The 23943-nt window shown below is 40.1% G+C and carries 19 protein-coding genes; 15 read left to right on the top strand and 4 right to left on the bottom strand.

The features are described 5' to 3' along the window. Positions 1–79 precede the first annotated feature (79 nt). The 13 genes from J4Q03_RS13525 (at position 80) to J4Q03_RS13465 (ending at position 16904) form a co-directional block, all read left to right on the top strand. Positions 80–1075: an alpha/beta hydrolase gene (locus J4Q03_RS13525; RefSeq protein WP_426048664.1), complete on the top strand. Its 996-nt coding sequence runs from the start codon at positions 80–82 to the stop codon at positions 1073–1075. Positions 1076–1263: 188 nt separating this feature from the next. Continuing rightward, positions 1264–2394: an alpha/beta hydrolase-fold protein gene (locus tag J4Q03_RS13520; protein ID WP_426048663.1), complete on the top strand. Its 1131-nt coding sequence runs from the start codon at positions 1264–1266 to the stop codon at positions 2392–2394. Between the two features lie 61 nt (positions 2395–2455). After that, positions 2456–3331 carry a helix-turn-helix transcriptional regulator gene (locus tag J4Q03_RS13515; RefSeq protein WP_426048662.1) on the top strand — a complete coding sequence of 292 codons (876 nt, stop codon included), beginning with the start codon at positions 2456–2458 and terminating at the stop codon, positions 3329–3331. Positions 3332–3561: 230 nt separating this feature from the next. Then, complete coding sequence (locus J4Q03_RS13510) at positions 3562–5094, top strand: long-chain-fatty-acid--CoA ligase (protein ID WP_426048661.1); 1533 nt, start codon at positions 3562–3564, stop codon at positions 5092–5094. Continuing rightward, positions 5091–5969: a prolyl oligopeptidase family serine peptidase gene (locus J4Q03_RS13505; protein ID WP_426048660.1), complete on the top strand. Its 879-nt coding sequence runs from the start codon at positions 5091–5093 to the stop codon at positions 5967–5969. Before J4Q03_RS13510 ends, J4Q03_RS13505 begins: the two co-directional genes overlap by 4 nt. Before the next feature lie 10 nt (positions 5970–5979). Then, positions 5980–8640 carry a TonB-dependent receptor domain-containing protein gene (locus J4Q03_RS13500; protein WP_426048659.1) on the top strand — a complete coding sequence of 887 codons (2661 nt, stop codon included), beginning with the start codon at positions 5980–5982 and terminating at the stop codon, positions 8638–8640. A 4-nt stretch (positions 8641–8644) separates the two neighbouring features. Continuing rightward, positions 8645–9826: an alpha/beta hydrolase gene (locus J4Q03_RS13495; RefSeq protein ID WP_426048658.1), complete on the top strand. Its 1182-nt coding sequence runs from the start codon at positions 8645–8647 to the stop codon at positions 9824–9826. A gap of 920 nt (positions 9827–10746) precedes the next feature. Continuing rightward, positions 10747–11343, top strand: coding sequence for a Crp/Fnr family transcriptional regulator (locus J4Q03_RS13490; RefSeq protein ID WP_426048657.1), 597 nt, complete (start codon positions 10747–10749; stop codon positions 11341–11343). A 218-nt stretch (positions 11344–11561) separates the two neighbouring features. After that, positions 11562–12356 (top strand): KGG domain-containing protein, encoded by a 795-nt coding sequence (locus J4Q03_RS13485; RefSeq protein ID WP_426048656.1) that lies wholly within the window; start codon positions 11562–11564, stop codon positions 12354–12356. 81 nt (positions 12357–12437) lie between these two features. Beyond that, positions 12438–13049 carry a ferritin-like domain-containing protein gene (locus J4Q03_RS13480; RefSeq protein WP_426048655.1) on the top strand — a complete coding sequence of 204 codons (612 nt, stop codon included), beginning with the start codon at positions 12438–12440 and terminating at the stop codon, positions 13047–13049. 114 nt (positions 13050–13163) lie between these two features. After that, positions 13164–14342 carry a zinc-dependent alcohol dehydrogenase gene (locus J4Q03_RS13475; protein WP_426048654.1) on the top strand — a complete coding sequence of 393 codons (1179 nt, stop codon included), beginning with the start codon at positions 13164–13166 and terminating at the stop codon, positions 14340–14342. A 75-nt stretch (positions 14343–14417) separates the two neighbouring features. Next, a complete protein-coding gene (locus J4Q03_RS13470) occupies positions 14418–15215 on the top strand; it encodes an SDR family NAD(P)-dependent oxidoreductase (protein WP_426048653.1) in 798 nt (265 codons plus the stop codon). 180 nt (positions 15216–15395) lie between these two features. Next, the gene (locus J4Q03_RS13465) at positions 15396–16904 is read left to right on the top strand and encodes an FAD-dependent oxidoreductase (RefSeq protein ID WP_426048652.1); all 1509 of its coding nucleotides are present in this window, start codon (positions 15396–15398) and stop codon (positions 16902–16904) included. A gap of 85 nt (positions 16905–16989) precedes the next feature. Here J4Q03_RS13465 and J4Q03_RS13460 read toward each other — a convergent pair whose 3' ends face one another. Genes J4Q03_RS13460 through J4Q03_RS13445 form a run of 4 tightly spaced genes read right to left on the bottom strand, consistent with a single transcriptional unit; the run spans position 16990 to position 20876 of the window. Continuing rightward, positions 16990–17991, bottom strand: coding sequence for an SDR family oxidoreductase (locus J4Q03_RS13460; RefSeq protein ID WP_426048651.1), 1002 nt, complete (start codon positions 17989–17991; stop codon positions 16990–16992). 48 nt (positions 17992–18039) lie between these two features. Further along, on the bottom strand, positions 18040–18501 hold the full coding sequence (locus J4Q03_RS13455) for a PA2169 family four-helix-bundle protein (RefSeq protein ID WP_426048650.1): 462 nt from the start codon (positions 18499–18501) through the stop codon (positions 18040–18042). Positions 18502–18557: 56 nt separating this feature from the next. Next, complete coding sequence (locus J4Q03_RS13450) at positions 18558–19583, bottom strand: SDR family oxidoreductase (RefSeq protein ID WP_426048649.1); 1026 nt, start codon at positions 19581–19583, stop codon at positions 18558–18560. Between the two features lie 21 nt (positions 19584–19604). After that, a complete protein-coding gene (locus J4Q03_RS13445; RefSeq protein ID WP_426048648.1) occupies positions 19605–20876 on the bottom strand; it encodes an NAD(P)/FAD-dependent oxidoreductase in 1272 nt (423 codons plus the stop codon). Positions 20877–21247: 371 nt separating this feature from the next. Here J4Q03_RS13445 and J4Q03_RS13440 point away from each other — a divergent pair, with 371 nt between their 5' ends. Beyond that, a complete protein-coding gene (locus J4Q03_RS13440) occupies positions 21248–21844 on the top strand; it encodes a Crp/Fnr family transcriptional regulator (protein ID WP_426048647.1) in 597 nt (198 codons plus the stop codon). Positions 21845–22211: 367 nt separating this feature from the next. Then, the gene (locus J4Q03_RS13435; RefSeq protein ID WP_426048646.1) at positions 22212–23747 is read left to right on the top strand and encodes a membrane-binding protein; all 1536 of its coding nucleotides are present in this window, start codon (positions 22212–22214) and stop codon (positions 23745–23747) included. Positions 23748–23943: the final 196 nt, after the last annotated feature.

Genomic DNA, 23943 nt, shown 5'->3' with positions numbered 1-23943 from the left:
ATCACAAAATTTCTTTTTCGTATCATCCGGTGGTAAGCATAATATTACTTTTGAAAGAATAGAATTTACCATTATTGTTATGAAAAAATACCTGTTCTTCTTAATATCTTTTCTGATTCCGGGCTTATCATTGGCACAACAATACCGTCCACTCACCCTTCAGGAAGCTGAAAAAAGATTGCTGCCTCAGTTTAGAGCCATGATTAATGCTCCGGTTCAGGATATTACCCTGGAAGATGTAAAAAAAGACCGCAAAACCCAGTCAGAAATGCCATGGCCGGAACTGAAAAATAAAGACAGCCTTGAAATAATCAACACTAAAATCCCGGGACTGAATGCAAAAGATCCTGAAATTCCGGTCACGGTTTATAAACCCAAAAATGCGGAAAATCTTCCTCTCTTTCTTTGGTTCCACGGTGGAGGTTTTGTGTATGGAACTCCTAAATGGGATCATCAGAGGTGTGCAGATTATGCTCTGAAAGGAAAAGCTGTGGTTGTTAATATAGATTACCGTTTCGCTCCGGAAAATCCTTTTCCTGCAGCTCTGCACGATGCCTATGCTTCCCTGTTATGGGCCAGTAAAAATGCAAAAAATATCGGTGGGAATCCAGAACTGATCGCAGTAGGGGGCTCCAGTGCAGGAGCCGGGATATCCGGAAGTCTGGCACAATACGCAAGAGATCAGAAAGGTCCGGAAATCCGATTACAGGTTCTGGAAATTCCTCCTGGTGATTTCGGGATGGATTATCCGTCTGTTGTTGAATTTAAAAGAATTCCCGGTCTCAAAAGTGACGATTTTCCGGTTTTAAAAGATTTCTATATAGGAAAAAACGGTAATTCAAAAGAAAAATATGTGCTGCCCGGGAACATGAAAGAGGTTTCCAGTCTTCCTCCCGCTGTAATTTTTGTTGCCGGAACAGATCCTTTACGGGACAGTGGAATTGCTTACGCAAATCGCCTGATAAAAGCAGGTATTTTCACAGAATTACATGTTTTTGCAGGCTATGCCCACGGAATGGCGCTTCCTGGAAGCATGGAAATCACACTGAGAATGATGAAACAGTTTCTTAAATAATCAGGATAGAAATAGATAGAATATTTTTACACTGAACAGTCGGAGAAAAGTACAATATTCCAAAGATTTAAATACAGAAAAAATATTTTCCTTAATATTGATGTAATAACGTAGGATAACAGAAATAAAAGGGGCCTTTTCTTCAGGAAGCCGTCTGACTGTGAATCCCATCTTCTAAAATTAAAATAATGCAGTACTCAAAAAAAACACCTTTAATCCTCGTTTTATTTTCTTCAATTGTATTCTCTCAGGCCTATAAAACTTCTTCAACAGCTTTACCGGGAAAAGAATTTCCGAAAATAGATGCAGCGAAAAAAGCAGAATTTCGTGTTTATTTCCCGGATGCAAAATCTGTAATTTTAGATGGAGGCGACGGAATGAAAAGTGTAAAATCCTCCGCTTCCAAAGAAAAAGATGGCTTTTGGAACATTTCCACAACACCAATGGAAATAGGTTTTCATTACTACTGGTTCAATGTGGATGGGCAGCGTACGAACGATCCCGATACACAGCTGTATTTCGGGTACGGCCAGCCGACCAGCGGAATTGAAGTTTCTTCCGGAGAAGACTTTTTTTTAGAAAAAAATGTAAAACACGGAACAATTGTTAATGACAGTTTACAATCAGAAATAATACAGACCCAGCGGAACTTTAAAGTATATCTTCCACCCGGTTACGGATCTGAAAAATTGCCTGTTTTATATCTGTACCACGGCACAGGAGAGGATATTACAGGTTGGGAGAAACAAGGGTATATCCTTAATATTCTGGATAATCTTTTCGCAGAGAAAAAAGCCCGGAAAATGATAGTGGTGATGGACTATGGAGTAGCACTGAACCCCGAACAGGAAAAAATGCCGGACAACTATCCCCGAACGGTGCTTTCTTCCAAAAATCTTGATAAAATCGTTACCCGGGAGCTGATTCCTTATATTGAGAAAAAGTATAAAACTTCAGGTAAAAAAGCCATCGCAGGACTTTCCCGCGGCAGTTATCAGGCTATGCTTATCGGGGCTTCTCATCCCGAAACATTTTCCGCAATCGGAGCATTCAGTCCTGTGATTTATGAAGGAACTGAGGCAGAACCTTTTAAAGAACTTCCCATCGGAAACTTACTGAAATCCAAGAAAAAGCCGTACTTCTTCATCGGAATCGGGGAAAAAGAAGATGCAATGTTTTTTAAATTTAATCAAATATTAACGGATTTTTTAAATAAGAACAATTATCCTTATTTCCAATACAAATCTCCTGAAACCCGCCATGAATGGCTTACCTGGAGAAGATCTCTCTACCAGTTTGCCCAGCAGATTTTCAAATAAAAAACATGATATTTGTCATGTTTTGAAATTTTATTAACTTACACCAATAAATTACCGTTGTATGGAATTACTCCTTCCTTATCTGGAACCGGATGGATTTAAGCAAGGTCTGATGAAGGATTACAGATTTTGTGATAAAGATTTCCTGAACTCTACTGTTCTGGAGATGCCGGAGGATTTAGGAAGCGGGAAGCTGATTCTTTTCAACAAAAGGAATTTTCATTTTTTCCGCGGAACCTGGAATTTTCACGAAGAAACTATTTTCCATTCCCCACATAAAGTAGGCGACAACGGAATGATGGATTTCCGGATCAACAAAGAAGGAAAGATCAGCAGTAATTTTATCAATAATGAAAAAGAATTTGAGCATAATACGACAGATATTGACGGGGTAAGAATTTTTGTTCCGAAAAGTATCTTTCCAAAAGATAACGGACTGCTGAAAGAGAAGCTGGAAAATGCACAGCGCAATTATATGAGTCAGGATAAGCTTAAAACTATTTTTGATACTCCATATGATGATGCCTCCTGCAGTATCATTCTCGAAAGCAGAATTCTCGAATTTTTAAGCTACTGGATTCATTACCTGCTTTCTGATGAAAAAACCTTTGAGCACAAGAAGGCATTTGAAGACAAAATAAAACTGGCTAAAGATTTTGTGGATACCAACACATTCCAGAGCCTGGCGATCAGGGAAATCAGCCGTTATTGCGGACTCAACAGCAGCGACCTCAAAAAAGGATTCAAGGACTATACCCAATTGCCTATCCATCAGTACATCATTAAAGCCAGGATGGAAACAGCCCGGTCCATGCTTCTGGAAACCGAAAAATCAGTGGGAGAGATCAGCGATTTCATCGGCTATAATAACCGGGGACATTTTTCCCAGCTTTATCTCCGCTATTTCGGAAAACTTCCTTCCGAAGAACGTCTGTAAAACTTAAACGATTTTATATAGAATGTCGTAAATGTCTGCTATATCTGACATTTATGTGAGGTTGTATTCTTATACACTTTGAAAAAATTTCTTTTTCGTATCACGGAATTTCCTTTTCGTGTCAGCAGCTGTTCAGCATATCATTAATTTGGAGTTAAGATTAGTTCATATGGAATTTCCTTTAGCCAAGGCATTTTTCATATCAACATTAACTAAATATGAACAAAACTATGCTGAACTTATCAATTTTAGTGGAAGAAAGTGCAAGAAGAGATCCTGAAAAACCAGCTTTAAGTCTTGGAGACACTACGGTCAACTACAGAATTTTCCATGAAAAAGTCTGCCAGGCGGCCAATGCATTGACAAAAAAAGGAATAGGTTACGGAGACAAGGTTGCTTTGCTCTGTCCTAATATTCTTCAATTCCCTGTTATTTTTTTTGCCATATTAAAGACCGGAGCAGCAGTTGTTCCGCTTAGTATTTTTCTTAAACCTGAGGAGATCGCTTACCAGCTTTCCGATTCGGACAGTACCATGTTCCTGTGTTTTGCGGGAACTGAGGAAATGCCTGTTGGAAAGTTCGGGAAAGAAGGCTTTGATAAAAGTGCATCATGCAAAGATTTTATCAGTATAGGAGCTATAGCAGAAGATATTCAGGATTTTGACGATTTCATTAAAAACGAAGAAACAGATTTTGAATCTTACATCACCTCATCAGAGGATACAGCCGTCATTATTTATACTTCAGGAACTACAGGGAAGCCAAAAGGAGCAGAGCTTTCACATATTAATCTTTTCACCAATGCAGAAGCCAGTACCACCATTATTGCATCTGCAGAATTTGAAGCCCAGCTTGTTGTTTTACCACTGTTTCACATTTTTGGATTAACAGTAATGATGCTTGCGGGAATCCGGAGATCACTCCATCTGATTTTGCTTCCAAAATTTGATGCAAAAACGGTTTACCGTCTCATTACCCAATTTAATATCAAAATTTTTGCAGGTGTTCCCTCGATGTATTGGGCGCTTTTGAATGAAGAAGATACTGAAGAAAACAGAAGTATCATTAAACAGCTAAGGATCTGCGTTTCCGGTGGGGCTTCCCTTCCTGTAAAGATCATTGATGAATTTGAAAACCGTTTTGGCGTTCCGATTATTGAAGGATATGGAATGTCCGAAGGTTCTCCCGTGGTGACATTCAACCAGCTGGCAATAGGACGTAAACCTGGCTCTATAGGAACTCCGATCTGGGGAGTTGAGGTAAAAATTGTAGATGATCAGTGCAATGAACTCCCGGCTGGTGAAAAAGGAGAGCTCATCTATCGCGGTCCCAATGTAATGAAAGCCTATTACAAAAAGCCTGAAGAAACTGAAGAAGTTCTGAAAAACGGATGGATGTTTTCCGGAGATATTGCTGTAAAAGATAAAGACGGATTCTTCTTTATCGTCGACCGTAAAAAAGAAATGATCATCCGGGGCGGAATGAATGTTTATCCGCGTGAAGTAGAAGAGGTGATGATGAGAAATCCTGATATTTCCATGGTGGCCATTATCGGAATTGATGATGAAAAACTGGGGGAAGAAATTAAAGCATTTGTGGTGAAAAAAAAAGACAGCAACGCTTCAGAAGAAGATATCAGGCTGTGGACAAAAGAAAGAATTGCCAAATATAAATATCCGAGAATCATAGAGTTTATAGACGAAATGCCCTTAAACGCTACAGGAAAAATACTTAAAAAGAATTTAAAAAAACAACTGAAATGAATTATTTTAAAATCGCAGCCCTGTCCATTACATTACTGGCGGTAAGCTGCTCCACACAAAAAGCGGAAAACGCCAAAACAGCTTATGTAAGCCAGAAAGAAGAAAAGCTTACCGATATACAATACGGTTCACACGAAAGAAACGTAATGGATATCTATCTCCCGGCAAACAGAAGCCCGAAAACTGCCTTTCTTGTTAACATACACGGAGGAGCCTGGACGCAGGGTGACAGAACATATGATGGTAAAATTTCCGAGTATCTTCTTTCACAGGGAATTGCTGTGGCCAATCTCAACTACCGTTATGCCAACCTTACAGATACCCATCTTCCTGAGCTTTTAGAGGATATTGATCACGTTGTAAAATATCTTTCTTCCCATTCCAATGAGTGGAATACCAGAAAAAACGGGTTTTCAATTTCAGGAGGAAGCTCCGGGGCCCATGTTTCACTGATGTATGGCTACACAAAAAATCCTCAGATCAAAACCATTATAGAGATGTGCGGTCCTGTGGATTTTACAGATGTTCAGACCTTGAAGCACGTGAAAGCAGCTAACCTTTTGGAGGTTCTGGATAAAATGTCAGGAAATAAAACAGTCTGGAATCCCGGTGATGCTATCCCGGAAGCGTATGCTAAAACCAGTCCTGTAAAATTTGTGAATCAGATTCCCACAATGATTATTCATGGTGATAAGGATGAAGTAGTTCCTATCCAGCAGGCTTATATCCTGGAAAAAGCTCTGAAAGCAAAAGGCGTTCAGTACAAATTGGTAGTAGTTCCCGGAGCAGGACATCTCATTACAAAATTACCGGCAGATGAGCAGATGTTATTCAGCAATGTGGCGGAATGGCTTAAAAAGTATGGCACAAATTAATGATAAAAATATGAAGACTACATTTTTAAATACAAAAATCACGGTAGCCATACTTTTCCTGGCAGCCTCTTCCAGTGTAACGGCTCAGAAAAAAGAAGCTGACACTGTGAAAACAAAAGATATTGATGAGGTGATCATGACCGGGGTATTTGATAAAAGGACAAGAATGAATGCGCCCGTTGCGATCTCTGTTCTGAAAAGCGATGTCATTGAAAAGCAGGTTCCCAACAGTGCTGCCGACCTGCTCAAAAATGTTCCCGGAGTCTATGTGAATTCATCTCTGGGAGAGATCAGGAATAATGTAAGCTCAAGAGGGATCAGTGCCGGTTCTTCAGACGGTACTTTTGCTTATGAATACATATCTATGCAGGAAGACGGTTTGCCGGTAACGAACACCACTTATTATAATTACGGTCCCGACTTTTTTCTGAGAGCCGATGCCACTATTTCTCAGATTGATGCGGTGAGAGGAGGCCCTGCTTCTATTACGGCTGCCAATGCACCGGGCGGAATTTTTAATTATATTTCTAAAACAGGCGGCAATACATTCGGTGGTGAGATCCGGGCTAAATATGGTGTTCAGGGAGCAGATAATTCCGGATACCACAGAATTGATGCCAACTTTGGCGGGCCTTTGGGAGACAACTGGTTTTTTAATATCGGAGGATTTTACCGTTACGATTTGGGAGCCAGATATGCCGGATACCCGTTTAATAATGGCGGGCAGGTAAAAGCAAACATTGTAAAAAAATACAGTAAAGGAAGTCTGAAAGTATTTCTAAAATATCTTGATGACAAAAATGGTTATGCCCAATTGGTTCCTACAAGAAATTATACAGACCCTGAGCCCGCAGAAGGATTCAGCAGCAGTTCGTCCTTACTGATCCCAAAATTACAGTACAATTCTCCGGATTTTATTCATGGAGGAAATATAGATTATAACTCAGGCCGTCTGGTCAGCAATAAATACCGTTCCGTAGGACTGAACTGGGACCATAACCTTGGGAATGGTTGGAAGCTTTTCCTGGCAAGCAAGTATTCTGATAATGATGTGGTACAGAACAGCGTAGGGAATTCTTTTCTCACATCGCTGGATGATATGACGTCTTATTTTTTGGTCGGCGGACTGGGAGTGGGAACCTATTCCTTTAAAGATGCGCTTACGGGCCAGGAGCTTGCCAGTGTGAATGCTGCCCTGGGAGCAGGAGGATTGCCTGTTTACCAGATCACCAAGAATCAGTTGCCGGGCCAGTCTATTCAGAATAATTCATTTTTAATGTCAGCCCTTAATTTTTATGAAAATAAAGTGAAGGAATCTATGAACCAGCTGACCATTAATAAAAAATGGAACAATATGAATTTCTCATTTGGTGGTTATTACGGCTATTCCGATGTCTGGAGGTTTTCCGGAATTAATGGGATAGGACTTACCACCTTAGAGAACCGTCCCAGAATGATGACCTTAAGCTTAACAGGGGTTACCACTTTAGATTTTACAAAACCGGGGGTGTATCAGCTGACCAATAATGACGGTTTTGCGCAGGCAGCCGGAAGCACAGGAGATTTACTCGAATTCAAAGCTAAACAGCAGCAGGGAGCCGTTTTTTTCGGGCATACCTGGGATATAACGGATCACCTGACACTGGATTGGGGGATACGGTATGAAAAAGTGTGGATCAAAGGAGATAATACCAGAACTTATCTGTTCTCCGATAAAAACGGAGGTACAGATAACAGCATCTATACCCTTTACAATAACAATGCTTTGACAAAACTTACAAATGTTGTTTATAGCAGACAGCTGGAAAACTTTTCCTATTCAGCTGCAGTGAACTATAAATTCAATAACAACCTTGCCGTCTACGCCAGATATTCCAAAGGCAGCAAATCTCCGGATCTCGATATGTTCTTTGCAGCCAACAGACCGGAAACAATAGGTTTACTCGATCCGCAATCCAGAAAAACGCAGCAGATGGAAATGGGATTTAAGGCTAAAACAACGTATTTTGATGCTTTTGTAACCCCCTTCTACAGCTTACTGAGCAATGTTCCCTACAGCTTTCTGGCAGACGACGGGAAGGGCGGGTTCTATACAACTCCTTCCTTGTATAATAAAAATGAAACCTATGGAATTGAACTGGAAACCAATATAAGACCAACCGATAATTTCAGCGTCAGGGCTGTGCTTACACTGCAGGACCCGAAAGTGAAGGAAGGCTATTTATGGAACCTGGGAAGCGCTCCCGGCCCTTCGGATGATACCGTATTTTCCTATTCAGGAACTACCATTGCCTATACACCGAAAATTATGGCCAATATCACTCCCAATCTGAAAGTGGGTAAAGCATTCGGATTTGTAACCTGGAATTATATGGGGGAAAGGGAAGGCAGTAATACCAACGTTTACAAATTGCCTGCATTTTCACAGTTTGACCTCGGGCTAGGATACAATCTAAATGAAAATCTAAGCATGCTCATTAATGTGAACAATGTATTTAATAAATACGGAGTGATGAGCTACCAGAGGCCGGGAACGCTTCAGCAGCAGCTTGCCGGCTTCGAAAACTTTACCCAGGCCGAATATGCCTCTGCAGTGGCTGATAATACGCCTTATTTTACCATTGCCATTCCGCCCACTTCCGGATATTTTACGGTAACTTATAAATTTTAATACCATGAAAAAGTTCTTACCTATATTTTTTGCAGTTTTACTCTTCATTATCCTGATATTACTGCTTATTCCCATGATTTCAGTGTATCTGAAAGCACCTATGCTTCTGAGCGGTTACAGCAGTTCGTTTGCCATGCAGTTCAATTCACAGTTTGTTGTTTTAGGATTGGTTTTAGTATTCATCTGTTTTCTTTTCTACCGGTATGGAAAATACTGGAGGAAATTACTGATAGCCAATTTGGTCCTCTCCATTCTGTTTTTTATTGCCCAGATTTACTTCACTGCCGTCATGTTTTCTACGGCAAAGAAATACAATACCCAGGCTTCTTTTTCTCAGGGACTAAAAAGTTCTGGAGAGCCGGTAAAACCTACAGAGACCTATTCTTATCTTACGATTTACAATGAACAGCAGCATATAGATGTTTACCGTCCGGAAAGAAAATCTTCAGTGCCTGCAATCCCCGTTATTCTTGTTCATGGAGGCGCTTTTATCGAGGGGAACAGAACCCAGGTAGGGTATGCTGCCAACTGGTTTAAGGATCATGGGTACACCGTTTTTTCCATCGATTATCCTTTAGGAAAAGAAGACCGGCACAACTGGGAGTCTGCGGTAAATTCAGTGGTGACTTCAATGGGGTTTGTTGTGAAAAACGCAGAAAAATTCAATGTTGACCCGAACAAAATAGTTTTGGTAGGCGGCTCCGCAGGGGCAGCATTAGTGATGCAGGCCGATTTAGGATTAAGGAAAGGTTTTGCCAAATCTTATAATTCCTCACAGCCTCCGCTTCCGGCTGGAGTTATTGCTATTTATCCGCCTGTCAGCCTATCAGAGCTTTGGCAGAAAATAGATGAAAAAAAGAATATTGACCTCAAATATGCAGCCAGAAAATATCTCGGAGGTTCACCCACCGAGTTCCCACAGCGCTATGCACAGCTGAACTTAATAGACCAGCTTTCCGAAGGAATCTCCCCGACATTCATTATTGCCGGCGAAATAGATCATGTTGTAAACGTAGAAGCTACACGAAAATTTGTAAAAAAGACAGAAGAAATGAAGCTTCCCGTTTCCTATGTCGAAATTCCTTACGGGGAACATGTTTTTGATGCCAATTCCAACTCCATTGCCGGACAGATTGAATGGAATAAAATAGGAGAGTTTTTAAAAAATAATCATCTGGAAAACTGATAGAGCAGAAAGGTACTTTTGTCTGATTAATAAACTGTGATGAATGGTTTTTTTAGCCGAATAATGGACGTGGAAACATTTAATTTTATCCTTATTCATGTTGATTAAAAAAAATACACTTTGTGATCTAGCTCATAAACTGCAAAAAAATAAGTGAATAAATTTGAATAAGTAATCAAGAATAAATAAAGTAACTTCTTATGTGGAAACCGGTATCTCAGTTGGTGCAATAACGGTTCCGGTACTGGAAACAGAAGAAATGAAAAATAATTCTATAGCTTTTTAAACACTTTTTTTAGACCCCATATATTCTGGCCTTCCTACTCAGGAAGGCTTTCTTTATACCCAATGAATATGTGTTTTTTTTAAGATTGATTATTAATATTGCTGTGTTTTGGTTTTTATTTAAATAATGTAGTTGTTAAAATATGTTATTTTATTTAATAATATTTAAAATTCGTGATTATGTTGAGGAATATTTATTTTTATGACGTAAATCATAAAAATACATCATATAGGGTTGTAATTTTGAAATACATACAGCACAAAATTTAATATTATGAAATCTATTACATCACATCAGCATAACGCAGATATTTTTGCCGTCACACGGAAAAAAATATCTCATATTCAGTCCCAGCCGGGTAATGTCCCTATGGAATCCGGGAGACATAAAGTTTTACCGGGGAGCCGGATCCCGCGGAACCAATCTATGCCATTGCGGCCGATACTTCATCACCAGGTACCGTATCTTTGAAATAGCCGGTTAATTTATTGACGGCTATAACAGCTTTTCCTGACTGAAGAGTTAATTGGATACTGACACAGCAGTACATTCAAGTATTGCTGATACTGATTTTCAACCTTAATAAATTTTGCTAAGATGATCGTTAAAATTTATTAACAGTAAAAAAAAAAGTATGATTATTGACGAAGAAATTTTAAGCTCGGCAGGTGCCGGGTTAAAACAATACCACCCCGAAGAAACTATTTTTCATGAAGGGAGCATGCCTCTTTACTATTATCAGATCGTAGACGGAGAGGTGAAAGCGAACAATTACAACACAGACGGAAAAGAATTTATTCAGAATATATTCTTTGAGGGCCAGAGTTTCGGCGAATCTTTACTGTTTGGTGACAGGAGATATCCTATGAATGCCGTTGCTGTTTCCCAGTGTACTATTCTAAGGCTGCACAAAGATGATTTTTTAGGACTGCTTGAAAAAGATCCTCAGCTTTATTTTGATTTTTGTAAAGGCCTTTCTGATTCTTTATATTATAAATACATCATGCTTCAGAAAAACTCTTTGGAAAGTCCGGAGGAAAGACTGAAAGGTATTATGGATTATTTCAAGAGCTTTCAGAAAAAACAATGTCTTTTCTCCTTTCAGATACCTTTAACCCGTCAGCAGCTGGCATCTCTTACCGGAATCCGTGTAGAAACGGCGATAAAAACCATCAAGCGGATGGAAAAGGACAATATTCTGAAGATCATCAACAGAAAAATTTTATATTAAATTATTCAATATGATGCGAGTCATAAACAAGAGAATTATTCTGTTGTAAATTTGAAATATCAAACTGATTAAAAATCGGATTCTTCCTTAATGGAAGTTACATATAAGCTGTTCAGCTTAATAAAATTATCATCAATACACCAAAACCATTGCTTTTCTGATACTAGTTAAGAACTGCAATACATCACTTATATATTAATTATTTAAAACATTCAGTTATGAACACTAGAAATTCAAACAATCGTAGTTCAAGAAGTAATTCTTCAAACAGTGAAAGATCTACTTTAGAGGAAGTTTATCAGTTAGGTTATGACCACGGTTATAACGATGCATCCGAAGATGAAGATTATGATGATGATTTCTCTGATTATGAGGATTATTATGATGATTATGAAAACAGCTATGACGATGAGGATTATGATGATGACGACTACGAGGATGATGAAGATTATGACGATGAAGAATATGATGATGACGAAGACGAAGATGATAACAGAGGGCGTGGAAGCTCAGGAGGACGAGGAGGTTCCAGAGGTGGTAATCAGCAGAGAGACAGCCAGGGAAGATTTACTTCCGGCGGTAGAGGAGGCTCTAGATCCGGTTCTGGTTCAAGATCCGGCTCATCAGGAAGAGGAAGATCTTCTTCAGGTTCAGGAAACGGAACTTCAAGAAGAGGTTTTGCATCCATGAGTAAGGCTGAGCGTACCAGAATCGCCCGTATGGGAGGAGAAGCTTCCCACGGTGGCGGCAGATCTTCCAATTCCAATTCAGGAAGATCAGGCTCAGGCGGTAGTTCAAGAGGTTCAGGCTCAAGATCAGGAAACGGCGGTGGATCAGGTCGTGGTTCCGGCTCAGGAAATTCAGGAAACGGAACTTCAAGAAGAGGTTTTGCATCCATGAGTAAAGCTGAGCGTACCAGGATTGCCCGTATGGGAGGACAAGCTTCTCATGGTGGCGGAAGATCCTCCGGTTCAGGAAGATCAGGATTTGGAGGCAGACGTAATAATTCATAATTTTTTTAGATTACCTCTTTACAGCTTTATAAAGAGGTAATCTTTTAATTTAATTTCAACACCACATCATATACATATATCATGGCAACAAAAACAACAGAAAATAGCACAGCCACATCTGCAGGCACTGCAAACACATCTGCTGCAGATAAGAAAATGAAAGTAGATAATGCTTCAGTAGACAAAAACGAAATGAAAAATTCTCCGCTGCACAAATTCTTTGTGACTGCTCTTAAAGACATCTATTTTGCAGAAAATGCCATCATCGATGCCCTGGAAAAAATGCAGGAAGCAGCAACAACCGAAGAACTGAAAGAGGCATTTGAAGACCACCAGCTTCAGACCAAAAAGCACGTAAGCCGTTTGGAAAAAGTCTTTAAGCTGATCGATGAGACTCCAGCAAAAAAAGAATGTGAAGCAATAAAAGGAATCATAAAAGAAGGCGAGGAGGTTATAAAATCTACAGAAGAAGGCTCTATGACCAGAGATGCTGCTCTGATTATTGCTGCGCAGAAAGTAGAGCATTACGAGATTGCAACCTACGGCGGCCTGGCTCAGCTTGCCATTACCATGGGTCACGATAAGGCTGCAGACCTGCTCGAAAAAACACTTCAGGAAGAAGAAGATACAGATTACAATCTTACCGAAATTGCTGAAACCTTCATCAACTTTGATGCAGAACAGGAAGATTAAATCAAAATAATACATCATGCCATATGGATTTCAAAATCTATATGGCATTTTAATCCGGAAACTACCAGATATATATTGTCTGAACACACCCTTCACACCCTAAATATTGACATTATGAAAGCAGCAGTTTTTCACTCACCCGGAATCATCACATGCGATACTGTAGATGATCCTGTAATTGAAGACCCCAACGATATTATTCTCAAAGTAACTTCAACGGCGATCTGTGGCAGTGATCTGCATATGTATTCCGGAGGCATTCCTCAGCTCCGGCCCATGGTTATGGGACACGAATTCATGGGAATCGTTGAGGAAACCGGAAAAAATATCAGCCACCTGAAAGTGGGAGACCGTGTCGTTATCCCGTTTCCTGTTGCCTGTGGCGGATGCTATTTCTGCCAGCATGACCTTCCTACGGCATGTGAGCACAGCAATCCGGAGCATTACGGCCCTGAAGGAGGTATTCTTACTGAAAAAGGAGGAGCATTGTTCGGTTATACTGATCTGTATGGCGGCTATAACGGCGGACAGGCTCAGTATGTAAGGGTTCCCTATGCACATTTCGGACCCCGGAAAGTTCCTGAAGGCCTAAGTGATGAGCAGGTTTTATTTCTGACAGACATTTTTCCCACGGGCTATACAGGAGTGATGTGGGGGGCATTAAAAGGCGGGGAAACTGTAGCTATTTTCGGGGCGGGACCAGTAGGTTCCATGTCTGCAAAAAGTGCCATTCTGCATAATGCAGGAAAAGTGATCGTTATTGATACCCTGCAGTACAGGCTTGACCAGATTAAAAAGCTTACAGGTTGTGAAACGGTGTTATGGGAAGATGCTGAAGATGTTATTCAGCAGATAAGAGAGATGACAGACGGCCGGGGTGCCGATTTATGCATAGATGCCGTAGGATTTGAACCTGATAGAGACCTGCTGGACAGAGCAAAAGCCGTTTTGAATTTTGAAAAAGGATCCATAAAAGTCCTCGAAGCCTGTATGAGCAGCGTAAGAAGAGGCGGAACTGTTTCAGTTTTAGGGGTTTACCCGGTAAATTATGACAATTTTAAGCTTGGACAGATTTTCGACAAAGGAATCACTATAAAAGCAGGCCAGTGTAATGTACATCCTATTATTGATACACTTATGGATCATGTACAGAGTGGCCGTGTAAAACTGGATGATATTATTACGCACCGTCTTTCCCTTGAAGATGTTTCTACAGGATACGAAATCTTTGACAAAAAACAGGACGGATGTGTAAAAGTCGTTCTTGACCCCTGGAAACTTTCAGAGTTTTAAATATAAAAAAATTGAAGGCCCATTTACTATGCCGATTTATTCAATGAATAAGCTGTTAATTTAAAATCATCAACTATGGAACGTAAATATCAATATGCTTTAATCACCGGAGCAACAAGTGGGATAGGATATGAGCTCGCCAAACAGTTTGCAAAAAACGGCTATGATCTTGTGATTGTGGCCCGAAATCATGAAGAACTGAAGAACAAAGCTGAAGAGTTCAAAGCTTATGGCGTGAATGTTATTTCCATCTCAAAAAATTTATTCCTGCAGGATGAGGTGTACTCGCTGTATTCGGAACTGCAGCTCAATGGGATCAGTCCTGAAATTCTTGTTAATGATGCCGGACAGGGCGTTTATGGCAAATTTCAGGATACAGATATTCACCGGGAGATCAATATTGTCAATCTGAACATTATCTCGGTTATTCTGTTGACCAAGCTGTTTTTAAAAGACCGTCTGCATAAAGGATCTGGAAAGATCTTAAACCTTGCTTCCATTGCGAGCAAAGCCCCCGGTCCCTGGCATTCCGTTTATCATGGAACAAAAGCCTTCATTTTATCATGGTCTGAGGCGATCCGAGAAGAATTAAAAGACTCGGGAATTACCGTAACGGCCCTTTTGCCGGGCCCTACAGATACAGACTTTTTCAATAAAGCTGATATGAACAGGAGTAAAATCCTGGAGGACAAAGAAAGTCTTGCAAGCCCCGAGGAGGTGGCAATAGACGGCTATAATGCTTTAATGAACGGAGATGATAAAATAATTTCAGGATTCAAAAATAAGCTCACAGTAGCCATGTCCAACCTTGCAGCAGATGATATGGCTGCTTACAGGATGGGAGAAATGCAGAAACCGGTTACTGAAAAATAAAAAACCTTTATTCCAACAATAAATAATAGAACAAACCTAACAAAAAATTATGAAGACAATCATTTTAATGGCATTTTGCCTTGCGAGTTTAGCCGCCTGCCGTTGTGAAGTAGACGATGATGAAGCACAGAAGCAAAACGATCTGAGAATAAAAAGTGACACTTTAAAAGTTAAATAGTGATGAACAGGGATGGAGCCAGAAAAAGCATATGGCAGGAGGAAATTAAAAAGTTTTCTTTAGATCCAGCCTTGGAAAAACACTATGATGTTGCCATCGTTGGAGCCGGTATTACCGGCATTTCTGCCGCAATAAGACTACAGAAAGAAGGTCAGAAGTGTATTGTTCTGGAAGCTGCCAACATTGGTTTTGGAACCACCGGCGGAACCACGGCTCACTTAAATGACTTCTTTGATACCACCTATGCCCAGGCCATTAAGGATTTTGGTTTAAATAACGCAAAACTCCTGAAATATGTGGGCATTGAAGCCAAAAATATCATCAGGAATAACATCAGGGAATTTAACATCGACTGTGATTTTGAAAGCAAGACAGCCTACCTTTTTGCCTTGGATGAAAAGCAGGAAAAACAGTTGGAAGATATTGTAAAAGGAGCATCACAGGTGGGGCACCAGATGACGTTTACCAATGAAATTCCTTTTCCTTTTTCATTCAAAAAAGCGGCTGTTATTCCCAATCAGGCACAGTTGCATCCCATTAAATATATCAGGAGTCTGGCAGAGGCATTTGTCAGCCTTGGCGGGACACTCGTAGAAGACTGTGTTTGTGAAGGGCATGAAGAACAGCAGAATTCAGTAGTTTTGCAGACTTCAAAAGGAAATATAAGTGCAAGCCATGTTATTTATGCCACCCATATTCCACCCGGGGTGAGTGTCCTGCATCTGATGAATGCTCCTTACCGAAGCTATGCCATCGCATTCAGCCTGAAAGGGGAGCATTATCCTAAAGATCTCGGATATGACCTTACAGACCCTTATCATTACTACAGAATTCAGGAAGTAAACGGTGAAAACCTGCTTATTGCCGGTGGTGAAGACCATAAAACAGGGCATACGGAGGATACCGGAGAATGCTTTTCAAAATTAGAAAACTATGTGAGAGAGCATTTTGAGGTAGATACCGCTGTTTACAGCTGGTCCAGCCAATACTATGAGCCCGCTGACGGACTTCCCTATATCGGACTACTGCCGGGATGCAAAAACATCTATACAGCCACGGGATTCCGGGGAAACGGGATGATCTTTGGAACTATTTCCTCACAAATTCTTGGAGACTTAATCTTAACCGGGACCAGTAAGTATAAAGAACTTTTCGATCCGGGAAGAATAAAGCCGGTTGCCGGCTTTGCCAATTTTGTAAAAGAGCAGGCCAGCGTAGTGTTGGATTTTGTAAAAGATAAGCTGTTTATTGAGAAGATAAATTCACTGACCGAACTTACTGAAGGTGAGGCTAAAGTGGTGAGATATGAAGGCGAATCCTATGCCGTATATAAAGACAGCGGAGGGAAAATACATCTTGTTAAAAGCACCTGTCCACACATGAAATGTGAAGTACACTGGAACAGTGCAGAGATAAGCTGGGACTGTCCTTGCCATGGCTCCAGGTTCAATGTCAATGGAAAAATGCTGACTGGTCCTACGGTAAAGGATTTGCATAGAATTGAACTTTAGATAAAAGCTTTTTACTGTAAAAAGACTAACTGTGATCGAATAAAAAGCCACCCTGGAGGTGGCTTCAATATTGGTATGTCTTAAATTAAGGCTGTCCGCTTCCTCCCGCAGCACCATAGATCTGTCCGGTTGCAAAGCTGGCATCATTGGCGGCCAGCTGAACAAATATAGATGCCAGTTCAGCAGGCTGGCCGGGTCTGCCCAACGGAGTATCACCACCGAATTTTTCAATTTTTTCCTGAGTTTGTCCGCCACTGATTTCAAGTGCGGTCCAAACCGGGCCGGGTGCGACACCGTTTACCCGTATCCCTTTCGGTCCCAATTGTTTGGCCAGAGACTTTACATAGCTTGTTGTGGCAGCTTTTGTTTGGGCATAATCATACAGGTCAGCCGAAGGATCATAGGCCTGTACGGAAGATAGTCCTATGATGCATGAACCGGGTTTCAGATGGGGCAAGGCTGCTTTGATGATCCAGAACGGGGCATAAATATTGGTTTTCATGGTTCTTTCAAATTCCTCCGTACTGATGTCGAGGATGGATTCATGGGTTTTCTGATGCCCTGCATTATTAACCAGGATATCCAGTCCGCCCAATTGCTGTACCGCTTGTGCAACCAGCTTATTACAAAACGATTCGTCGCGGAGGTCTCCCGGAATGGCTACTGCTTTTCGTCCTGCTTTTTTAATCAATTCAATAACCTGTACGGCATCCGGCTCCTCTTCAGGAAGGTAATTGATGGCGACATCTGCTCCCTCTCTTGCATAAGCGATAGCTGCGGCGCGTCCGATCCCTGAATCTCCTCCCGTAACCAATGCTTTTCGACCTGTTAATCTTCCTGAGCCCACATAACTTTCCTCCCCGTGATCCGGAACAGGTGTCATTTTACTGGCTAATCCCGGGAAAGGCTGAAACTGTCTTTTGAACGGAGGTTTGGGATATTTTGTCGTAGGATCGGTAAGGTCCGGTCCTGTGGCATTTCTGGAATCTTTTCGTGACTGGGCAAAAGCACTTGGAGCAACGGCAGCCACAGCAATTGTTGTTGCTATTTTTCCTATAGCATTTCTTCGTGTGATTTCTTTTTCCATGTTATTTAAGATTTGGTGTGTGATTTCTGAACTTAAATTTTCATATCCTTATTCTTTCTTTTTATATTCTTCAATCTTTTTAAACTGCTGATAAGACAGTTTCAGGCTGTGTAATTGTTCCGAAACAATTTTTTCACTTTTTTCACACAGATCTCCACTGTCAAGAGCCTTTTGATATGCCTCAATAGCCGCTTTTTCACCAAAGATTACATTTTCTAAGGTAGATTCTTCGAGATTTCCCAGAGTGAATGAATTTTTAACATCTATCCATGTTCTGTGGAGAGCTCCGGCAATAGAAGTAGAATCCTCAGGTTTTCCGTTTTTTTCATTGATCAGGTTGATCAGCTCATTTTTCATGATCTTAGACTGTGAGATCATACGGTCATACTCATCTTTTATTCCAGGATACATTTCCCAGATTTTCCCCTCAACTTTTTCAAATCCTTCTATCCTGTCATTGGTAATATGCAGAAGGTCATTGAGGACAGCTACTGTTTCTTCTGTTTTCATACTCTATTTTTTTTGTGATGGTCTTAATGGTTCAAACTTATTTTTATCAGTCAGGCTTATGCATCGACTTTTAAAAAATCTTTTGCTAAAGCATTCAGTTTTTTGGGATTTTTAAGCGAGAAAAGAACGCCGATTATGCCCAGTCCGACAATTCCTGCTGCCGCTATTTTGAATGTTCTTTCTGAAGGAAGGAGCGATCTTCCGTCAATACCCATATTTCCTGTTGAGGGTTCCAGGACGTTTCCTGACGTATCCTTATCTGTATTTGCTTTTTTCATGACAAGCCTCATAAGCGATGAAGATACATTTCTGATCGTTCCGGGAAAAAAAGTATACAGATTTTTAAATACTACAGAAAACCAGTCGGGATAACTGGAATCAACTGGATTCTTGGCCACCTCAACAATAGTTTTAGCCAGATCCCGGGGATCGAAATACGGCGGCGGCGTACTCAGTTTTATCCCTGAATAATTAGCTGCATGCTCTATTCCTGAAGACTTTTGAAACCCGGGATACAGGGCACAGATATGAATGTCGGGATAGTCGGATACCTCTCCCTGAAGGGTTTCTACCATGCCCCGGATGCCAAATTTTGAAGCGGTGTATGCTGTTCCGTAGGGAGCGGGCATCCATCCGCCGATGGAAATATTGTTAATAAGAACTCCTCTTTTCTGCTTTTTAAAAATCGGCAGTACAGCGTGTGCCGAATGTATATAGCCCAAAAGATTGGTTTTAATCACCTGGTCTACCACCTCAATGGGAGTTTCTTCAAATTTTCCAAATGACAGGACTCCTGCATTATTGATCCAGTAATCAATCCGGTTATTCAGAATAAATGCTTTTTCTGCCAGGTGGTAAACGTCTTCCGGAACTGAGGTGTCGGTAACAAGGGTAAGTACCATGCTGCCGTATTTTCTACAGGCTTCTGCGGTTTCTGTCAGGGCTTTTTCACCCCGCGAAGCAAGAACCAGGTCAGCGCCTTCTCTAGCGAAAGCTTCTGCAGTCGCTTTTCCCACACCACTGGATGCTCCTGTGATCACCACTGTTTTCCCAAAAAATGGGGATTTCTTTTTATCTTTCATACTCTATTTTTTAGGCAGGTATTATTGTTGTTTGCTTGTATTTCTTTTTGGATAAAGAATTAAACGGATGGAGGGGTTATTGGTGATAAACAGCCGGAACCAATCCAGTGCTAACCTGATTTTGCTCCTGAACCCTACCAGCGGAATGATGTGGATAAACAGCCATGTAAGCCAGGCCAGGAAACCTTTGAAAGAAAATTTAGGCAGATCTACCACAGCATTGAATTTTGAAATGATCGCCATACTGCCCTTATCATTATATTTGAAGGGAATAAGTGTTTTTTCTTCTTCGATCCTGATGAAATTTTTAGCCATATTTTTAGCCTGCTGTATGGCCACCTGGGCCAGCTGGGGATGTCCTTTCGGGAATTCTTTATCCGTTAACTGAAGAGCGATATCGCCTGCAGCATAGATATTCTTCATTCCTTCAACCCTGTTGTATTCATCGGTCAGAATTCTTCTTCCTTTTCCTATCTTATCTTCCGGAATTCCGGGAACTTCCCGTCCTATAACTCCTGAGGTCCAGATCAGGGTTTCAGTATCTATCGATGTTCCGTCGGACAGGAGTACCTGATTATTGATATAGTCTTTTACAGAAACATTAAGAAGTATTTTTACACCAAGCTCCTGTAAAGTCTTATAGGAAGTTTCCTGCGCCATTTTACTCATTGGGGAAAGAAGGGTAGGCAGTGCATCAATCAGATACAGATTGGAAAGACTGAGCCTGATCTCGGGATATTCTTTTTCAGCAATATATTTTCCCATTTCTGCGATCATTCCTGCCAGTTCCACACCGGTAGGTCCGCCGCCTGCTATAACCACATTCTGTAACTTTTCTGCTGTTTTCGGGTCTTTATTTCTGGCAGCTTCCTCGAGGTTAAGCAGCATATGGTTTCGCAGGTAAAGTGCCTCCTCAATACTTTTCATGGGAAGTGCACATCGCTGTACATTATCCATCCCGAAAAAATTAGATTCAGTACCCAATGCAATAACCAGATAATCATAGGCCAGATTTCCCGTATCTGTTTCTATGGTATTGTTTTCGGGATTAACTTTAAGGAGGCTTCCCATGTGGAAATTCACATTTTTATATTTTGAAAATAATCTCCGGAAAGGATAGCTGATATTCGATGCCTGAATAAAAGAAGTAGCCACCTGGTAAATAAGAGGAGGAAAGAAATGATAATTGTTCTTATCAACAAGAGTAATAAGAAACCGATCGTCATTTTTTAAGGATTTAATAAGATTAATTCCTGCAAATCCTCCACCAACAATAATGATGTGCTTTTTCATGTTAATTGATATTTGGAATTGTTTTGATTATCCTCCAATAATGGCACCAAAAACAGATCAGTTATATTACGGTTATTTTAACAGGAGACCGGAAATGCATGCTTTAATGCTTTTACAGGCAGTTATTTAAGGAGGCAGATTGATTCCTGCTATTATAAAACCGCGTTGTTTAATGCTTACCATCAGGCATACTAATCTTTCATAAAATTAGTAAACAACCCTTATTTGCATTATTATCTCGATCATAATCCGTTTAATTTTTTTTGTTTAAATTTTTTTTCAACAATAAATGAATATGGCTTGCTTTTTGATATTGGAAAAGCACCAATTCTTACTAAGATGTTCATTACTTAACAATAAAATTTTAAGATATGATAATCAGTGAAGACCTTTTGTTAGCTTATGGAGGTGAATATGAAACTTATTTACCCAATGAAACTATTTTTAGTGAAGGAAGCTTTGCTAAATTTTATTTTCAAATTGTTAATGGTGTTGTAGAGCTCAATAATTACCATGAGGATGGTAAAGAATTCACGCAGAATATTCTTTCTGATGGGCAAAGTATTGGAGAATCATTGCTTTTTAATGATAAGCCTTATCCTATGAGCGCTGTTGCTAAAACACAATGTACCATTCTGAAACTCTCTCAGGTAGATTTCTTCTCGCTTATTCATCAGAATAAGAATGTGATGATGGACATGTTCAGATGCATGGCGGATCGGCTTTATTACAAATATTTAATGCTTTTTAATATCTCATCTACAGATCCACAGTTTAAGATCAAAACGGTTATGGACTATTTAAAGGCAACTCAGTGTAATGACCGTAACCAGACTTTTCAGGTGCCTTATACCAGACAGCAGATTGCCAACCTTACAGGATTACGTGTTGAAACGGTCATAAGAACCGTTAAGAAAATGGAAAGCGAAAATATGGTAAAAATCGAAGGCCGGAAAATACTTTATTAAATTTTCAAACTCAGTCTTTTATTTTTATCGATTTGATTATGAGATAAATATAACAATAACGCCATATGATTTATATGGCGTTATTTTGTGGACTTCACAGTAGGAAACGTAGTGTAAATCGATTTGTTTTGTCTGCTTCAATGCTGCATTATCATGCAGCGTTCCTTTTTTATTGACAGGTATCATTCCCACAAATTAGCTGAAAGCAGGGATTTTCTGCAGTGGTGATTTTACAGATCTTTGTTCAGTCATTTCAGGACAAAAAAAAACACAATGATGAAACTTTTCCTTTGTTGGAAAATATAATATAAAACGGTGACAGAGCTGTTTTTTATAGCTCGTGCATCTATCTTAATCTTTTAAAAACATGAAAAAATTATTGATGTCAGCGGCTTTCGCCCTGATCATAAACATTCACGCAGGGGCACAGCAGAAAATCTATTTTGATGAAAACTGGGAGAAAACCACTCAGGACAAAATGGAATTTTACCGTGAAACCGAGAATAAAGGAAAACTTACTTTAATCAGAGACTTTTATAAAAACGGAACCCTTCAGATGGAAGGTCTTGTTTCGGATGCTACACCGGGCAGCGAAATCTATGAAGGTAAAATTACCTGGTACAATCCTGAAGGTAAAGTCCTGAGCACAGGAACCTATTCTGCAGGTCAGCAAATTGGGCCGGCCAAGACTTTTGATGAGCAGGGAAGGCCTCTGGAAGATCTGATTTATAATGCGGACGGTACGTTTACAGGCAAAATATACAGCTATAAAGACCCTGAGGAAATGTCTTATTATAACATTATTACAACCTATGAAACTCCCGATAGTTTCAAAACAATAGTGTATGATGAAGATATTAAAGGAATCCGTTATGAAGTCATTAGTGACGGTAAAGGGTTGCTTGAAACTAAATTTTATGACGAAAAAGGAAGATATATTGGTTCCAACAGTTCCGCAGATTCCGGAAATAAAGTGACCGTAGAGTATTATCAGAATCCAATGAAGGTCTCTAAAATCGAAAAGCAAACTAAAGACGGAAAGGTAACGGAAAGCACCATCTACTCCCAAAAAGGAGGAATTTTGCAGGAAGAAAAGAAAAATAAAAAAGGAGGCTATCAAAAAACATATGATGAAACGGGTAAGCAGATAGGAAGTCTTACCTACAGCTATGATAAAGAAACTGATTATTACAAACCGCAGGACGGAGAAGAGTATGTGTTTAATTATGATTTTTCCGGATTCACTGCTGTTAATGTTTATAAAAACGGGTTGACGGTCCTGAATACATATTTTGATGAGCATGGGAAATTATCTTCCGAGCAGGTGTTAAAAGATGAGGTAATCCAGGAAATCAGATATTACCACCCGGACGGACAGCTAAAAGGTTCTGTGACGTATAAAGATGATATGCCTTATCATGGTTCGCTGTACGAAGAACTTATGGAACAGCATTATAAAGACGGTGTTTTAATGCAGTCGAAGACTTTCAGGCTGGAGGGAAATTTAAAAACAGAAACAAAAATCAATGCTGATCAGACGGTGTACAATTCTACCGTTTATGATGAAAACGGAGCTGTTGCCTGTACTTACAGCCATCCGGTTGAGCAGGGTGACGGTTTCACAGCACAGATTGTACAGTATGTCAAAGGAAAACCTGCCAATAAAGCAGTGGTAAAAAACGGTGTCTTTGAGACCGGAAAGCTTAAGTACAAATCTGAATCCGGTTTAAAGGAACTGGAGCGCAGCGGAAAATGGATCATCATAAAAATGTATAATACGGAAGGAAAACTGGTCCATGATTCTAAAGTACTCGCAGAAATGCCGGAGCCGGATGCTTACAATCCATTAAATACACAGATTACGGAGGCTGATCTCCAGTATGAATCTTTTGAAACTATGTAAACCTTAAGATCAATAATTCAATTCTGCGCTGTCTTTTATCCCTTCTTTTAGGATATTAAATGGGAAATGAAGAGGCTGTCTCAAAAGTGAGACAGTTCTTTTTTTATGCGCAAAAAAGGAAAGCTCAAAGCTTTCCCAGTTTTTGCAAATTGATTAATTTGCTGTGTGTTAAGTAAATCAAAAATAGTCTTTAAAG

Origin of the sequence: Chryseobacterium sp. NFX27 (genome assembly GCF_049887855.1) — a bacterium.
GTDB lineage: Bacteria > Bacteroidota > Bacteroidia > Flavobacteriales > Weeksellaceae > Chryseobacterium.
Note: the sequence above shows the minus strand (reverse complement) of the source record. Positions and strands in the feature narration are given on the sequence as shown.

What these genes read in the sequence shown, in the direction of transcription:
- J4Q03_RS13455 (WP_426048650.1), bottom strand. Translation starts at nt 18,501, where the DNA reads ATGAAAACAGAAGAAACAGTAGCTGTCCTCAATGACCTTCTGCATATT.
- J4Q03_RS13445 (WP_426048648.1), bottom strand. Translation starts at nt 20,876, where the DNA reads ATGAAAAAGCACATCATTATTGTTGGTGGAGGATTTGCAGGAATTAAT.
- J4Q03_RS13510 (WP_426048661.1), top strand. Translation starts at nt 3,562, where the DNA reads ATGCTGAACTTATCAATTTTAGTGGAAGAAAGTGCAAGAAGAGATCCT.
- J4Q03_RS13440 (WP_426048647.1), top strand. Translation starts at nt 21,248, where the DNA reads ATGATAATCAGTGAAGACCTTTTGTTAGCTTATGGAGGTGAATATGAA.
- J4Q03_RS13505 (WP_426048660.1), top strand. Translation starts at nt 5,091, where the DNA reads ATGAATTATTTTAAAATCGCAGCCCTGTCCATTACATTACTGGCGGTA.
- J4Q03_RS13460 (WP_426048651.1), bottom strand. Translation starts at nt 17,991, where the DNA reads ATGGAAAAAGAAATCACACGAAGAAATGCTATAGGAAAAATAGCAACA.
- J4Q03_RS13465 (WP_426048652.1), top strand. Translation starts at nt 15,396, where the DNA reads ATGAACAGGGATGGAGCCAGAAAAAGCATATGGCAGGAGGAAATTAAA.
- J4Q03_RS13450 (WP_426048649.1), bottom strand. Translation starts at nt 19,583, where the DNA reads ATGAAAGATAAAAAGAAATCCCCATTTTTTGGGAAAACAGTGGTGATC.
- J4Q03_RS13435 (WP_426048646.1), top strand. Translation starts at nt 22,212, where the DNA reads ATGAAAAAATTATTGATGTCAGCGGCTTTCGCCCTGATCATAAACATT.
- J4Q03_RS13485 (WP_426048656.1), top strand. Translation starts at nt 11,562, where the DNA reads ATGAACACTAGAAATTCAAACAATCGTAGTTCAAGAAGTAATTCTTCA.
- J4Q03_RS13525 (WP_426048664.1), top strand. Translation starts at nt 80, where the DNA reads ATGAAAAAATACCTGTTCTTCTTAATATCTTTTCTGATTCCGGGCTTA.
- J4Q03_RS13480 (WP_426048655.1), top strand. Translation starts at nt 12,438, where the DNA reads ATGGCAACAAAAACAACAGAAAATAGCACAGCCACATCTGCAGGCACT.
- J4Q03_RS13495 (WP_426048658.1), top strand. Translation starts at nt 8,645, where the DNA reads ATGAAAAAGTTCTTACCTATATTTTTTGCAGTTTTACTCTTCATTATC.
- J4Q03_RS13515 (WP_426048662.1), top strand. Translation starts at nt 2,456, where the DNA reads ATGGAATTACTCCTTCCTTATCTGGAACCGGATGGATTTAAGCAAGGT.
- J4Q03_RS13500 (WP_426048659.1), top strand. Translation starts at nt 5,980, where the DNA reads ATGAAGACTACATTTTTAAATACAAAAATCACGGTAGCCATACTTTTC.
- J4Q03_RS13490 (WP_426048657.1), top strand. Translation starts at nt 10,747, where the DNA reads ATGATTATTGACGAAGAAATTTTAAGCTCGGCAGGTGCCGGGTTAAAA.
- J4Q03_RS13470 (WP_426048653.1), top strand. Translation starts at nt 14,418, where the DNA reads ATGGAACGTAAATATCAATATGCTTTAATCACCGGAGCAACAAGTGGG.
- J4Q03_RS13475 (WP_426048654.1), top strand. Translation starts at nt 13,164, where the DNA reads ATGAAAGCAGCAGTTTTTCACTCACCCGGAATCATCACATGCGATACT.
- J4Q03_RS13520 (WP_426048663.1), top strand. Translation starts at nt 1,264, where the DNA reads ATGCAGTACTCAAAAAAAACACCTTTAATCCTCGTTTTATTTTCTTCA.